Annotated in this window: 12 protein-coding genes and 2 tRNA genes; 5 read left to right on the forward strand and 9 right to left on the reverse strand. The window is 60.3% G+C overall.

The features are described from left to right. Positions 1–112: 112 nt before the first annotated feature. Positions 113–1,240 (forward strand): efflux RND transporter periplasmic adaptor subunit, encoded by a 1,128-nt coding sequence (locus BMY67_RS12370; RefSeq protein ID WP_177189810.1) that lies wholly within the window; start codon positions 113–115, stop codon positions 1,238–1,240. A gap of 165 nt (positions 1,241–1,405) precedes the next feature. On the opposite strand, the gene BMY67_RS12375 is transcribed toward BMY67_RS12370, so the two are convergent. The 7 genes from BMY67_RS12375 to mltG form a co-directional block, all read right to left on the reverse strand. Continuing rightward, positions 1,406–2,287, reverse strand: a complete 882-nt coding sequence (locus tag BMY67_RS12375; protein ID WP_092772020.1) for a PAS domain-containing protein — start codon at positions 2,285–2,287, stop codon at positions 1,406–1,408. Positions 2,288–2,317: 30 nt separating this feature from the next. Continuing rightward, positions 2,318–2,677, reverse strand: a complete 360-nt coding sequence (locus BMY67_RS12380; RefSeq protein ID WP_092772022.1) for a hypothetical protein — start codon at positions 2,675–2,677, stop codon at positions 2,318–2,320. Between the two features lie 212 nt (positions 2,678–2,889). Beyond that, a tRNA-Ser gene (locus tag BMY67_RS12385) sits at positions 2,890–2,974 on the reverse strand. A gap of 105 nt (positions 2,975–3,079) precedes the next feature. Then, positions 3,080–3,166: transfer RNA gene (locus tag BMY67_RS12390), tRNA-Ser, on the reverse strand. Between the two features lie 107 nt (positions 3,167–3,273). Then, positions 3,274–4,263 (reverse strand): YihY/virulence factor BrkB family protein, encoded by a 990-nt coding sequence (locus BMY67_RS12395; protein ID WP_092772024.1) that lies wholly within the window; start codon positions 4,261–4,263, stop codon positions 3,274–3,276. Positions 4,264–4,419: 156 nt separating this feature from the next. After that, complete coding sequence (locus BMY67_RS12400) at positions 4,420–4,905, reverse strand: acyl-CoA thioesterase (protein ID WP_092772026.1); 486 nt, start codon at positions 4,903–4,905, stop codon at positions 4,420–4,422. Positions 4,906–5,070: 165 nt separating this feature from the next. Further along, the gene (gene mltG / locus BMY67_RS12405) at positions 5,071–6,150 is read right to left on the reverse strand and encodes an endolytic transglycosylase MltG (RefSeq protein WP_092772028.1); all 1,080 of its coding nucleotides are present in this window, start codon (positions 6,148–6,150) and stop codon (positions 5,071–5,073) included. A gap of 133 nt (positions 6,151–6,283) precedes the next feature. Between mltG and BMY67_RS12410 the strand changes: the two genes are divergently transcribed. Together BMY67_RS12410 and BMY67_RS12415 are read left to right on the forward strand one after the other, a co-directional pair. Continuing rightward, positions 6,284–7,273 (forward strand): T9SS type A sorting domain-containing protein, encoded by a 990-nt coding sequence (locus BMY67_RS12410; protein WP_092772030.1) that lies wholly within the window; start codon positions 6,284–6,286, stop codon positions 7,271–7,273. 244 nt (positions 7,274–7,517) lie between these two features. Further along, entirely contained in the window at positions 7,518–8,150 is a 633-nt protein-coding gene (locus tag BMY67_RS12415; protein ID WP_092772032.1) for an L-threonylcarbamoyladenylate synthase, read from the forward strand. A gap of 48 nt (positions 8,151–8,198) precedes the next feature. On the opposite strand, the gene BMY67_RS12420 is transcribed toward BMY67_RS12415, so the two are convergent. Both BMY67_RS12420 and BMY67_RS12425 read right to left on the reverse strand, forming a co-directional pair. Continuing rightward, positions 8,199–9,125: a lysophospholipid acyltransferase family protein gene (locus BMY67_RS12420; protein WP_245745035.1), complete on the reverse strand. Its 927-nt coding sequence runs from the start codon at positions 9,123–9,125 to the stop codon at positions 8,199–8,201. 7 nt (positions 9,126–9,132) lie between these two features. Continuing rightward, the gene (locus BMY67_RS12425; RefSeq protein WP_092772034.1) at positions 9,133–10,017 is read right to left on the reverse strand and encodes a hypothetical protein; all 885 of its coding nucleotides are present in this window, start codon (positions 10,015–10,017) and stop codon (positions 9,133–9,135) included. A 216-nt stretch (positions 10,018–10,233) separates the two neighbouring features. Between BMY67_RS12425 and BMY67_RS12430 the strand changes: the two genes are divergently transcribed. Together BMY67_RS12430 and BMY67_RS12435 are read left to right on the forward strand one after the other, a co-directional pair. Continuing rightward, a complete protein-coding gene (locus BMY67_RS12430) occupies positions 10,234–10,881 on the forward strand; it encodes a WbqC family protein (RefSeq protein ID WP_092772037.1) in 648 nt (215 codons plus the stop codon). A gap of 119 nt (positions 10,882–11,000) precedes the next feature. After that, complete coding sequence (locus tag BMY67_RS12435) at positions 11,001–13,622, forward strand: ATP-dependent Clp protease ATP-binding subunit (RefSeq protein ID WP_092772040.1); 2,622 nt, start codon at positions 11,001–11,003, stop codon at positions 13,620–13,622. Positions 13,623–13,700 lie beyond the last annotated feature (78 nt).

Below are 13,700 nucleotides of genomic sequence, written 5' to 3' on the forward strand. Positions count from 1 at the left end.
CCTTACCACGGAACAACGAGTCGTTATTGCGTGATAAGGTCCTTCGCTCCGCTCAGGATGACAATAGCCAGAAATACCCCTCCTCATGAACTACGCCCCCCTTCTCCTGCTCTTGTTGCTGACCGCCTGCGGCCCCAACCAGCCTACCGAACCCGAAGCCGCTACCGAACAGCCCGCTCCGCCCGCCAGCCCCGACGAAGTGCGCCTCAGTCCGGCCCAGGCGAAGGCCGCCGGGCTTGAAACCGGGGTCTTCGCTTGGAAGAACATGACCTCCGACGTGCAGGCCAACGGTGTAATTGACGTGCCGCCTCAGAACATGGCCTCCATTTCGGCCATTATGGGCGGCTACGTCCAGCAAGTAGCCGTGCTGCCCGGCCAGCGCATCAGTAAAGGCGGCACCGTGGCCGTGCTCCGCCACCCCGACTACATCCAGCTGCAACAGCAGTACCTGCAAAGCAAGGCAAGGGTGCAGTTTTTAACCCAGGAGCTGGAACGCCAGAAAATCCTCGATGCCGAGGATGTGGGGGCCAAGCGCAAGCTCCAGCAGGCCCGCGCCGACTATGCTTCCGAGCAGGCTACCCTGCGCGCTACCACCGCTCAACTCAAGATGCTGGGTGTTCCACTGGGCCGCCTCAACCGGGGCGACATTACGCCCACCGTGGCCCTCACCTCCCCCATCGGCGGCTACGTGAAGGCTGTCAACGTGAACACCGGCCAGTACGTGAACCCACAGGACGTGTTGGTGGAGGTGGTCGACCGCTCCGACCTGCACCTGGAGTTGAAGGTATTCGAGCGCGACATCGTGCGGGTGAAAGTCGGCCAGCGCATCCTGTTCAAAATCCCCAGCCGGGGCTCCGACGAAGACCTGGTGGCGCGGGTGTTTCTGGTGGGCAAGGCCTTCAACGATGGCCCCCAGCGCACCGTGAGCGTGCACGCCCACCTCGAACCCGAGCGCGACGACGTGCTGCCCGGCCAGTACGTGTCGGCCCACATCCAGACCGCCGGTCGCTGCCAGCGCACCCTGCCCGAAGACGCCATCGTGCAGGCCGGCGAGTTCAGCTACATCTTCTCCCAAACCAAGCCCGGCGCCTACCGCCGCTACCGCGTGCAAACCGGCCCCTCCGAAAACGGCGACGTGGCCGTTACCCTGCTCGATGCTGGCGCCGATACCACCCGCCTCGTCCGCCACGGCGCGTATTTTCTGGACGCCGAGCTGAAAAAGGGCCAGGATGCCGAGTAATGGATAGTGGTTAGTGGTTACTGGTTACTGGTTACTGGTTAGTAGTAAAAGCACTGTCATTCAGAGCGGAGCGAAGAATCTCGCGTGCTACAGTAATTTCTGACGACAGAGTTACCGTTGCCCGCCAGATTCTTCACTCCGCTCTGAATGACAGTGCTTTTACTACTACCCATTCAGCTTCTGCCGCAACTCCTGCACTTCGCGCTCCAAATCCAGGGTGCGGAACATGATTTTGGCTTCGAGGTCAGAGTACGCGCGCTCTATCTGCTCCTGCAATTCCTTCTGCTCGGTGATGTCGGTGTTGGTGCCGCACCAGCGCAGCACGTTGCCGGCCTCGTTGCGCACGGGCAGCGCGCGGCTCAGAAACCAGCGGTATTCGCCATCGTGGCGGCGGAGCGGGAAAGTGGCTTCCCACGACTCCTGGCCCTCGAAAATGGCGCGGCGGAAGCCCGCCGTCACGGCTTCCACGTGGTCGGGATGATGCACAGTCTGCCAGTTCCAGCCCATCGTCTGCTCCTGGTGGTTTTCCGTGCCGGTGTACTCGAACCAGCGTTGGTTGTACCAGAAGATGGCGCCTTCGGCATCGGCCATCCAGGCCAGCTGGGGTATAGCGTTGGCCAGGGTTGTGAAATCCTGCTCGCGCTTGCGCAGGGCCAGCTCCTGCATTTTCTGGTCGTGAATATCGGTGCAGGTGCCGAACCATTTGGCAACGTTGCCGGCCTCGTCGCGCACGGGCACGGCCTGGCCCAGAAACCAGCGGTAGTCCCCGTCCTTGCTCCTGAACCGGTACTCGATTTCGTAGAACTCGCCGGTTGCAAGCGAGCGGCTCCAGCGTTTGCGGGCCCGCTCCCGGTCGTCAGGGTACAGCAGGTTGTTCCACATCTCGTCGCCGACGCTATCGGCCAGCGTGTAGCCGGTGTAATCGGTCCAGCGCTGGTTGAAGTAGGTGTGGTAGCCGGTAGGGTCGGTGGCCCATACCAGCTGCGGAATAAGCTCGGCCAGGAAGCTGAAATCGGCGGGTGTGGGACTAAGGGAAGCAGGAACCATGGGTAAACGAGCGAAAAGCAAACGAAAAACTTAGGCCTGGGTGAGCTGCATCTCCATGCCTGACTGAAAATAAAGATTCAGGTGGCTCTCCGAGCCGGTACGCGAACGGCGCAGCCGCGTTACCAGGGCGCGGGTCTGCTCCCGGCCCAGCTCCAGGGCCAGGTAAGGCCGGTTAAGCAGCTCGTCGCGCAGTACTTCCCAGCTGCCCTGGTCCTGCTGGTCGGGGCACTCCACCCGCACCCGGCCCGGCTCCAGCGCCAGCTGCTCGGCGCAGGCCATCAGGCTGGCGGGGTCGGTTTGGTTGAGTACCCGGCTGGCAACCCGCCACACGCCCGTCAGGAACTCGTCGGGCAGCTGCTGCAGGTTCACATCAAACAGGACTTGGGACATATAATGCAGAAAAAGTGCAGCGGGTATTCAGCAAAAAATAAGCCGCGCTGGGTTGCAGAAAGCCACTTAACACAAAGATAACCTTGGCCACCTGCCCGATCAACCTGAGCAGTAAGCGAGTAGGCTTACATAAAAAAAGCTCTTCGGCAGTAGCCGAAGAGCTTTTCTAAAAACCTGCCGCCGTAACCAGCGGCCAGGGCAGTAACTGCCTGCAGAGGAGGAGGGATTCGAACCCCCGGAGGTTTAACCCTCAACGGTTTTCAAGACCGCCGCAATCGACCACTCTGCCACTCCTCTTTAAAAAAATTAAAAGTGAAAAATTAAAAAGGTGGCTAAGAAATTGGCCAGGACGGCCAAACGCACCATTTCTAATTTTTCACTTTTAATCTTCAATTCAATCCGCAGAGAAGGGGGGATTCGAACCCCCGATACCGTTGCCGGTATAACGGTTTTCGAAACCGTCGCATTCGACCACTCTGCCACCTCTCTGGAAGGTCCCAATACCGTGGTTTGGGATGGCAAAATTAGCTATGATTCGGAAACGAACAAGGCATGGCGCGAAATTTTTCTTTCGGCCGGCCCTACCCTACTCACAATCAAGCCTTAATTGTTTTGGCATCCGGCCGGCGGCGGCGCGAAAAGAAACCAGGCCGGCTAAAGCCGCCCGTTACGGCGTCGATGCTCACGTTTACCTCAAAGCCCAGAATCAGGGTCATGCACACGAAATCGAGCCAGACCATAAAGCCCACGAGCGTGCCCACCGAGCCGTAGAAGTGGTTGTAGCTGTCGAAAATCTTGACGTAGAGAATAAACAGGAACGACACCAGAAAAATGAGCAGCGTGGCTATTATGGCCCCCACCGACACGAACGGCCATTTGTCGTGCACGGGCGGCACGTAGTAGTAAATCAGGCTGGTAGTGAGCAGGAACAGGAACACCACCGAGCCGTAGCGTAACGTGGTCGTTAGCTGATCGTTAAGGGCTTCGGGCACTATCTCCTTATACACCAGTGTATCAATGATATAAGTACCGAAGAAGATGCCGGTCACGGCAATCAGCAACACTACCGTCAGCACCACTGTGAGCAGCGTGGCAATCACGCGCTTGCGCAGGTAGGTGCGTTTTTTAAAGCTAGGGTACTTCTTCTCGAAGGCGTCGAGCAGGGCCATGATGCCGTTGGAGCTGAGCACCAGCGCCGTGGCGAAACCAAACGAGAGCAGCCCGCCGTGCTGAATGGTTACCACGTCCTCAATCGTGCCCGAAATAGCCTGGTACATCTCCTTCGGAATCAGGTCGGAGAGGAACTGCAGGATGTCTTCGTCGAGGTGCGGGACCGGAATCCAGGGGATGAGCGTGAACAGGAAGATGATGGTGGGAAAGATGGCAATAGTAAAGTTGAAGGCCATGTAGCTGGCCCGCTTGGCAATGCCGTCGAGCTTGATTTCCTGCATCAGCTGCACCACCACATCATACACCGAGGCGCGGCCGTGGGCAAACCGCAGCTTCTTCAGCCACACGATGAGTTGCCGGTACGAGCGGCGGCGCTGCACATCGGGCAAATGGTACCGGCGCACGGGAAACTTCATTGGCGGAACTGGGAAACTGGAAAGGTAGAAAGTTAAGGAAATCGCCTGTCATCCTGAGCCGAGCGAAGGCCCTGGACAGAAGCTATTCTCTTTTGGAGTCAGCTCCCGTATAGGTCCTTCGCTCGGCTCAGGATGACAGGCGGGCTCACCAACTGGCTAACTCAGAAATGCGGCGGGCGCCGGCGCATCGGTGGGGTTTTCGGGGGGTGTGAGGGGGCCGGCGGTTTCGTCGTCGGAGAAGTACGGGGCCAGCTTGGCGGCAATATCGGGCGGGATGGGCACGGGCCGGCCGGTGGCCATGCTCACGAACACCATCAGCGTGTGGCCCTCGGTGAGCAGCACCTGGGCCTCGTTGTAGATTTCGTACTCGAACAGAATGCGGGTACCCTCGGGCGGCTGGCGCAGCAGCAGGCGCACGGTCAGCAGGTCGTCGTAGCGGGCGGGGCGGCGGAAGCGGGTCCGGATTTCGCCCACCGGCATGCCCACGCCCTCGGCCTCCAGGGCCTTGTAGCTGATGCCCAGCTGCCGGAACGCCTCGGTGCGGCAGACTTCAAAATAGGCCGCGTAGTTGCCGTGGTACACGTAGCCCATCTGGTCGGTTTCGGCGTACCGCACGCGGATGTGGGTGTCGGATTGATACATTTTTCAGTTGACAGTTGATAGTTGTCAGTTGCTAGTTGTCAGTTGCCAGTTGCTAGTTGTCAGCTGCTAGTTGCCAGTTGCTAGTTGTCAGTTGCCAGCTGACAGTTTGATATTATAACGGCCTGACAACTGGCAACTAGCAACTAGCAACTGACAACTAACAACTCATTTCATAATCCCGGCCCGGCTGAGGGCGGCCTGGTAGCGGCGGGCATTGACGAGGTGCTCCTGCTCGTTGCGGGCAAAGGCGTGGTAGCCGCTGAAATCGTCCTTGGCGCAGAAGTAGAGGTACTGATGCTCCTCGGGGTTGAGCACGGCGTCGATGCTGGCAATGCTGGGCAGGTTGATGGGGCCGGGCGGCAGGCCGTTGTATTTGTAGGTGTTGTAGGGCGAATCCAGGGTCAGGTGCTTGTTGAGCACGCGCTTGATGGTGAAATCCTGGTTGGCGAATACCACCGTGGGGTCGGCCTGGAGCTTCATGCCGCGCCGGAGGCGGTTGAGGTACACGCCCGCCACCCGGGGCCGCTCGTCGGCGTGCTGCTGCTGCTCGGCTTCCACGATGCTGGCCAGTACGCTCACCTCGGCCCGGCTCAGGCCCAGCGCCTTGCGCTTGGCGTCGCGGGCGGGTGTCCAGAACTTCTCGTACTCCTTTTTCATGCGCTGCATGAGGTTGTCGGCCGAAGTGTTCCAGGCCAGGTCGTAGGTGTTCGGAATGAACATCGTCAGGATGCTCAGCGTGTCGAAGCCCAGGCTTTTGGTGTAGGTGGGCGAGCTCAGCAGCGAGTCGAATTTGGCCGCTGGCGCGTCGATGGCTTCGCCCAGGCGACGGGCCAGGTCCTGGCGCAGGCGCAGGCTCTGGAAGGTGAGGCGCAGGGGCAGGCGGTTGCGGCCGGTACGCAGGTCGCCGATGAGCTGGCGGTTGGTATAGCCGTCTTTCAGCTCGTAGCGGCCAGGCTTCACCAGTTGGTCGTACTTCATCAGGCGGGCCACAAAGTGCAGGCTGAGCCGGTCAACTACCACACCGCTGGCATCAATCGAGTCGAGCACCTGTTTGGCCGAGTAGCCGGGCCGGATGGTGACGTAGGTGGGCCGGCCCTTGGTTTCAATGTTGGCCTCGAAGAAAACCTGGTAGAAATAATAGGAGAACGTGATGAGCAGCAGGCCGAAAATGCCGGTCAGGTAAGCGAAACGCTTTCGGCGGCGGTCGGCGGCGGCCTTGTACTCTTCGATGCGGGAGGTAGCCATGAGGCGGAGCTGGGGTTAAAAAAACGGTAACATCGTTGGGGCCGCTTACGTGTTGCAACGTACGCCCGTAAACTGATATCTTTAGGGCTCAAAAGTACGTGTTCTGTTTCTTCACCCTTCAATTTCTTGTCCCATGCAACACGCTTACACTTCTTCCAACCGGTTCCGCTCGCTGCTGGGCCTGGCGCTGGGCCTCGCTGCCACCGCCGCTACCGCTCAAACGGTCACCCCCGTTAGCTTCAACGGCACGACCCCCTACACCCAGAACTTCGACGGCATGGGCACGGCTGGTATGGCTTACCCCGCTGGCTGGGGCGCTGTACGCCTTGGAGGTAGCGGGACTAATGGTGCCATCAATGCTCCACTTGACTTAAGTGTTACCGCTGGTGAAGCTAACTCGGGTGGTACGTACAACGTAGGTTCAACGAATGACCCCGACCGCGCATTGGGCTCCATTGGTTCGGGCAGTACGATACCTGCTTTCGGTGCAGCCTTCACCAATGGCAGCGCCGCCGCCGTTACCAGCCTCACTATTTCCTTCCGAACGGAGCAATGGAAGTCAGGTTCACGCGACGACCAGAATGAGATATTGGCTTTTGAGTACAGTCTCGATGCTACTAACCTGTACAGCGGGACTTGGACTGCCGTACCCGCGCTTGATGTTAAGGAAGTAGCTAACAGCAATACTGGTGGCACTCCTCTTGATGGTAACGCTGCTGCTAATTCGGCCAATGTAACCGGTAGCATCAGCGGCCTGAGCTGGGCTGCCGGCAAAACCATGTGGATCCGTTTCAAGGACGCCGATAATGCAGGCACCGACGCGCTGTTGGCCGTTGACGACTTCTCGCTGCGCGCTGGCACGGCTACCGGCGTGAAATCGGCCCTGAATGCCGGCAACGTGCTGGTGTACCCCAACCCTACCGCCGACCAGCTGACGATTCGCGTGGCCGGCCGCACGTCCAAGGCTGCCGTAACGGTAACCGACCTGCTGGGCCGCACCGTGCTGAAAGGCTCGTCGGACGCTGCCGGCAACTTCAGCCTGCGCACCCTGCCCGCCGGCAACTACGTGGTGCTGGTGCAGGATGGCGCTACCCTCACTTCGCACAAGATCAGCAAGCAGTAATTTTTGCTGCCGCTGTCGGCTAACCCCGTTACCCGACAACTCCCCCTCTGCAACGAGCTCCGGCCCCACGGCCGGGGCTCGTTGCGGTTTTTGAGCACCAATAAACGCGCTGGCCGACAACAAAACCCGCGCTTTTTTCGAAAACAGTAGCACCTTGCCACTTCGGCTATTACCTTGGCGAGTCCAGCCGGCCCGGTTAACCGGGTCTGCCGCCGTTCATTTTTCATTCCCTACTTCCCTGCCTATGTCCGCCACGCTGCTCCGCATTCACCCCGACAACCCGCCCCTCAACCGCATCCAGCAGGCCGTGGAAATTATTCGCAAAGGCGGCGTGATCATCTACCCCACCGACACGGTGTACGGCATTGGGTGCGACATTCACAATGCCAAAGCGGTGGAACGGGTGTGCCGCATCAAGGGGCTGAACCCCGAAAAAGCTAATCTTAGCTTTATCTGTCACGATTTATCGCACATCAGCGACTATGCCCACGGCATTACCACGCCCATTTATAAAGTGCTGAAGCGGGCCCTGCCGGGGCCATTCACGTTCCTGTTTGAGGCCAGCTCAAAAGCCCCCCGCCAGGGCGGCCGGCAGCGCAAAACAGTGGGAATCCGCGTACCCGACAGCCCCATTATTTTGCAGCTGGTGCGGGAGTTGGGCAACCCTATTATGAGTACTTCGGTGCGGGAGGACGAGAACACGTTGGACGAATACGTTACCGACCCCGACCTGATTTATGAAAAATACCGCTCCATGGTCGACCTGGTCATTGACGGTGGGTTTGGCAACAACGTCCCCAGCACCATCATCGACTGTACCAACGACGATTTCGAGCTGATTCGCCAGGGCGCCGGCGACATCGAGCAGTATCTGTAGGGAGGAGCTGCAAGCCGCAAGCTTCAAGCTTCAAGCTGATGTTGAACGTCAGCTTGAAGCTTGCGACTTGTGGCTGGTGGCTTCTCTTTTGTGTTTCCAGCGGCGGTGGCTCCAGAGGTAATCGGGGGGCGTGGCGCGCATGTCGCGCTCCAGCAGGCGGGCGAAGGCCTCGGTAAGCTGGTGCTCTTCGGGTGGCAGCGTGGTCTGGCCGTCGTGCAGCTCGGTGAGGGTGATGCGGTAGTAGCCGCGCCGGACGCGCCGGATGCCCACGAACACGGCCGCGCAGTGCAGCTGGGCGGCCAGCTTATCGGCCCCGGTGTAAAACGGCGTATCCTGGTGCAGGAAGTTGGTCCAGTACGGGTGGTCTTCGGGGCCGGCGGCCTGGTCGGAGAGCAGGCTGAGGACGCGGCCCCGGCCCCGGTTACGAATCAGGTTGCGCAGCGTACTGAGCATGGGCACCATTTCGGCCCCCATACGGCTGCGCAGCTTCAGCATAAACGCTTCGAAGAACGGATTGGTCAGCGGCTTATACACGCCCCCGGCCCGACCTGGAAAAACCAGCGCCCCGGTCGTGAGAATCCATTCCCAGTTGCCGGCGTGCGAACCCAGGGCGAGTACCTGCCGGTTTTCGGCCAGAAAACGCTCGATTACCTCGGGGTTTTCAATTACGGCCCGCCGCCGAATCTCGGCCGCCGAAATGGTGCGCAGCTTCAGAATCTCGACGACCACCTGGGCGAAGTGCCAGTAGAAGCCGCGGGCAATCTGGTCAATCTCGACGGCCGACTTTTCCGGAAACGAGTTGCGCAGGTTCTGCAGCACCACCCGCCGCCGGTAGCGCACCACGTAGGCCATCAGCCAGTACAGCAGCCGCGCCAGGCCATAAAGCACCGTCAGCGGCAGGGTCGAGATGCCCACCAGCAGCCAGTCGAGGGGCCGGAAATACCAGGGATAAGCGGGGGCAGCAGATTGGCTCATCAGTTTCTTAGCGGGGCATTACCGCCCCGGCCGGGGCGTAGTCGGTGGGGTTGCGCTGTACGGCGGCGGTTTGGGTGGCCAGCACCCGGTTTTTAGCGTCGCGCACTTCCAGCGTGAGGCTATAGCTGCCGGCCGGTACCTTGCTCAGGTCCAGCTCGCCGGTGAGTACCGTCGGGCGGCCCTCCGCGCCCTGGGCCAGGCCCTTGCCGCTGGCAGCACTGATTTTGCCGGCGGCGGGTTGCAGGCGGTAGAGAACCACCAGCGGCTGGGCTACGGTGGCGTTGTAGAATTCGGCGTAGAAAAACAGCTTGTCCTGGCCGCGGGCATAGAGGCCACCGGGCGCCCGCGTCAGGCTCAGGCCCTGGCGGATGAAGTTATTGGCCTCGATGCCCGAGCGGCTGGCCGGCTTGGCCAGCAGCACCATATCGCTCAGCTGGGGCTTGGCGAACCCGAACTCCACTACCAGCGGCTGCTCCACAATAACGGTCGAGGCGGCCCGGTTCTGGTCGCGCAGCTGACCGCGCAGGGTGTAGCGGCCGGCGGGCAGCAGCAGGCGCTTCTGGAAGCTGATGGGGTTTTTGATGGCCGCCGTCGTGTCGCGCAGCACCGGCGGCTTCAGGGTAATGGTTTCCTGGTAGGCGGCCGTGCCGTCGGGCCGGATGGCTTCAAGCGTAACCAGGGCCGCGGCCTGAAACACCTTTGGGGCCCGCCGCTTATACGTCAGGTGCTGGCCCGACACGGTGGCGTACACCTCCACCACGCCGCCCTTCACCGCCACATCGTCGTTGCGGAAACGGGCCGCGTCGAGCAGCAGCTGGGCGGCGGCCGGAGTGGCCGCCAGGGCCAGCAGCGGCAGCAGCAGTAGCAGGAAAAGGCGGAGGCGAACGGGCATTATGTCAGTTTGGCGGTACGGGCGGCGAAGTTGGCAGTGGCTTTGCAGCAGGCAAAATTGCGACTTTTCTGATTGGCAGCTAAGAGCATTGCTGACAACAGAACGATGCAGAGACGCATAGTTGCGTCTCGTCGTTGCTGACGTTGAACGACAGCACCCCACCTTCAACCTCAGCAACGACGAGACGCAACTATGCGTCTCTGCATCGTTCTTTCTATGCCCGACGTCCTCTTCGAAACCCAGTACCACCCGCCTATTGCCTTCTTCGCCGCGCTGGTCGGAGCCGAGGCGCTGTGGGTGGAGGCCCACGACCACTACCGCAAGCAGACCTACCGCAACCGCTGCCTCATCCTCACGGCCCAGGGCGTAAAACCGCTTACCGTGCCCGTTATCGACGGCAACCGCAGCGAGAAGGTGCTCAGCTCGCTTATCGAAATCGACTACCGCCAGAACTGGCGGCACCAGCACCTGCATACGCTGCAAACCGCCTACGGGGGCACGCCGTATTTTGAGTACTACATCGACTACCTGCGCGACATCTACCAGCAGAAACCCACCCGCCTCTTCGACCTGAACCTCCAGCTTCTGCACTTCTACTGCCGCTGCCTGCGCCTGCGCCTGCCCATCCACCTCACCACCGATTACCAGCCCGCCGGAACTATAGCCGCGCTACCCGATCCGGCCGGCCCACTGCTCGATCTGCGCGACTCGCTTTCGCCCAAACACCCCACGCGGCCGGCCCAACCTGACAGAGCGTCGGTACCGGCTTACGGGCAGCATTTTGGTAAAGATTTTGCACCCGGACTCAGCATCTTAGACCTGCTTTTTATGCAGGGTCCGGCCGCCGGCAGTTTTCTTGCGTAGTGCCTACCAGCGCCCGAACCAACGCCCGACTCAAGCTGTTTCAGTTTATATCGGCCACCTCTGCTCCGTGAACCATCTTTATTGGGCAGCAATCCGTTTTTCTTTTCTACCTTATCTGCATGGAAGCTAAATTCTCAAACAGAGTCAAGGAGGTCATCTCCCTGAGCCGGGAAGAGGCCATCCGGCTGGGGCACGACTATATCGGAACCGAACACCTGCTGCTGGGCATGATCCGCGAGGGTGAAGGTACCGCTTTGGGCTTGCTCAAAAAGCTGGGTGTCTCCGTCGAGGAGCTGAAATATGCTTTGGAGCAGGCCACCCGCAACACGGCCACCCAGGGCACCAGCATCACCGGCTCGATTCCCCTGACCAAACAGACCGAAAAGGTCCTCAAGATCACCTATCTGGAGGCCAAAATCTTCAAGAGCGAAATTATCGGTACTGAGCACCTGCTGCTTTCGATTCTGCGCGATGAAGACAACATTTCGTCCCAAATTCTGAGCAAATTCAACGTGAACTACGAATCTGTGCGCGACTCGCTCGACTACCACGGTAACACGGCGAACAACCCCACCTCCGGCCCCGAAGCCGACGACGACGACAACGACCGCCTCTTTGGGGGCGGCGGCGCCGGCCGCGGCGGCGCGGGTGCCACGCCCAAAAAGGGCAACGACAAGTCGCGTACCCCGGTGCTCGACAACTTCGGCCGCGACCTGACCAAGATGGCCGAGGACGACAAGCTCGACCCCATCGTGGGCCGCGAGAAGGAAATTGAGCGCGTGGCCCAGATCCTGAGCCGCCGCAAAAAGAACAACCCCATCCTCATCGGCGAGCCCGGCGTGGGCAAAACGGCCATTGCCGAGGGCCTGGCCCTGCGCATTGTGCAGAAAAAGGTGTCGCGGGTGCTGTTCGGCAAGCGCGTGGTTACGCTCGATTTGGCTTCGCTGGTGGCCGGCACCAAGTACCGGGGCCAGTTCGAGGAGCGCATGAAGGCTGTGATGAACGAGCTGGAGAAGTCGCCCGACGTGATTCTGTTCATCGATGAGCTGCACACGATTGTGGGCGCCGGCGGGGCTTCGGGCTCGCTTGATGCCAGCAACATGTTCAAGCCGGCTTTGTCGCGCGGCGAGATTCAGTGCATCGGTGCTACCACGCTCGACGAGTACCGCCAGTACATCGAGAAGGACGGCGCGCTGGCCCGGCGTTTCCAGATGGTGATGGTGGACCCCACCACGCCCGAGGAGACGGTGGAAATCCTCAACAACATCAAGGACAAGTACCAGGACCACCACCACGTAGTGTACACCGACAAGGCCATTGAGGCCTGCGTGAAGCTGTCGGACCGCTACATGAGCGACCGGTTCCTGCCCGACAAGGCCATCGACATTCTCGATGAGGCCGGTGCCCGCGTGCACATCAACAACATCGTGGTGCCCGAGGATATTCTCAAGCTCGAAGAGCAGATTGAGAACATCAAGGGCGAGAAAAACCGCGTGGTGAAAAGCCAAAAGTACGAGGAGGCCGCCAAGCTCCGCGACACGGAAAAGAAGCTCATCGACCAGCTCGACACTGCCAAGAAGGATTGGGAGGAAGAGACCAAGAAGAAGCGCTACACCGTGAAGGAGGAGAACGTGGCCGAGGTGATTGCCATGATGACCGGCATTCCCGTCTCGCGCGTGGCCCAGAAGGAAAGCGCCAAGCTGCTCAACATGGGCGAGGAGCTCAAGGGCAAGGTGATTGGCCAGGACAAGGCCATTCAGCAGCTCGTAAAAGCCATCCAGCGCACCCGCGTAGGCCTCAAGGACCCCAAGAAGCCCATCGGCTCCTTCGTGTTCCTCGGCCCGACCGGCGTGGGCAAGACGGAGCTGGCCAAGGTGCTGGCTACGTATCTCTTCGACAAGGAAGATTCGCTCGTGCGAATTGACATGTCGGAGTACATGGAGAAGTTTAGCATCTCGCGCCTGGTAGGCGCGCCTCCCGGCTACGTGGGCTACGAAGAGGGTGGCCAGCTGACGGAGAAAATCCGCCGCAAGCCCTACTCGGTGATTCTGCTCGACGAAATCGAGAAGGCCCACCCCGACGTGTACAACATCCTGCTCCAGGTGCTGGACGACGGCATTCTCACCGACGGCCTCGGCCGCAAGGTGGACTTCCGTAACACCATCATCATCATGACCTCCAACATCGGAGCCCGTGACTTGCAGGACTTCGGCGCCGGTATCGGCTTCGGCACCAAGTCGCGGCAGGACAACATGGACGAGCTGACCAAGGGCACCATCACCAACGCCCTGAAGAAGACCTTCTCGCCCGAGTTCCTGAACCGCTTGGATGATGTAGTGGTCTTCAACTCGCTGGAGAAGAAGGATATTCACAAGATTATCGACATCAGCCTCAGCAAGCTGCTCAGCCGTATCCAGACGCTGGGCTACAAAGTAGAGCTGACCGAGGCCGCCAAGGACTTCGTGGCCGAGAAGGGCTACGACCCCAAGTACGGCGCGCGGCCGCTCAACCGGGCCATCCAGAAGTACATCGAAGACCCGATTGCCGAGGAAATTCTGAAGGCCGAGGTTGCCCAGGGCGACGTTATCACCGCCGACTACACCGAAGGTGCGGAGGAACTCAGCTTCTCGACCAGCAAGGGCGACGGCGTAGCACTCCCCCAGGCCAGCGACGAGCGGCCCGAAGAAGCCCCCGAAGCCTCCGACGAGGAGCCCACCGACTCGAAGAGCAAGGGTGAGTAAGTAGATTCGGTTTATAAGTAGAACGGCCGGCTCCTACTGTGGGGGCCGGCCGTTTTTTGTGGCTATATTCAACGCAGC

This window comes from Hymenobacter actinosclerus (genome assembly GCF_900111515.1).
In the GTDB taxonomy this organism is placed as follows: Bacteria; Bacteroidota; Bacteroidia; order Cytophagales; family Hymenobacteraceae; genus Hymenobacter; species Hymenobacter actinosclerus.

What these genes read in the sequence shown, in the direction of transcription:
- BMY67_RS12375 (WP_092772020.1), bottom strand. Translation starts at nt 2,287, where the DNA reads ATGGTTCCTGCTTCCCTTAGTCCCACACCCGCCGATTTCAGCTTCCTG.
- BMY67_RS12380 (WP_092772022.1), bottom strand. Translation starts at nt 2,677, where the DNA reads ATGTCCCAAGTCCTGTTTGATGTGAACCTGCAGCAGCTGCCCGACGAG.
- BMY67_RS12395 (WP_092772024.1), bottom strand. Translation starts at nt 4,263, where the DNA reads ATGAAGTTTCCCGTGCGCCGGTACCATTTGCCCGATGTGCAGCGCCGC.
- BMY67_RS12400 (WP_092772026.1), bottom strand. Translation starts at nt 4,905, where the DNA reads ATGTATCAATCCGACACCCACATCCGCGTGCGGTACGCCGAAACCGAC.
- mltG (WP_092772028.1), bottom strand. Translation starts at nt 6,150, where the DNA reads ATGGCTACCTCCCGCATCGAAGAGTACAAGGCCGCCGCCGACCGCCGC.
- BMY67_RS12410 (WP_092772030.1), top strand. Translation starts at nt 6,284, where the DNA reads ATGCAACACGCTTACACTTCTTCCAACCGGTTCCGCTCGCTGCTGGGC.
- BMY67_RS12415 (WP_092772032.1), top strand. Translation starts at nt 7,518, where the DNA reads ATGTCCGCCACGCTGCTCCGCATTCACCCCGACAACCCGCCCCTCAAC.
- BMY67_RS12420 (WP_245745035.1), bottom strand. Translation starts at nt 9,125, where the DNA reads ATGAGCCAATCTGCTGCCCCCGCTTATCCCTGGTATTTCCGGCCCCTC.
- BMY67_RS12425 (WP_092772034.1), bottom strand. Translation starts at nt 10,017, where the DNA reads ATGCCCGTTCGCCTCCGCCTTTTCCTGCTACTGCTGCTGCCGCTGCTG.
- BMY67_RS12430 (WP_092772037.1), top strand. Translation starts at nt 10,234, where the DNA reads ATGCCCGACGTCCTCTTCGAAACCCAGTACCACCCGCCTATTGCCTTC.
- BMY67_RS12435 (WP_092772040.1), top strand. Translation starts at nt 11,001, where the DNA reads ATGGAAGCTAAATTCTCAAACAGAGTCAAGGAGGTCATCTCCCTGAGC.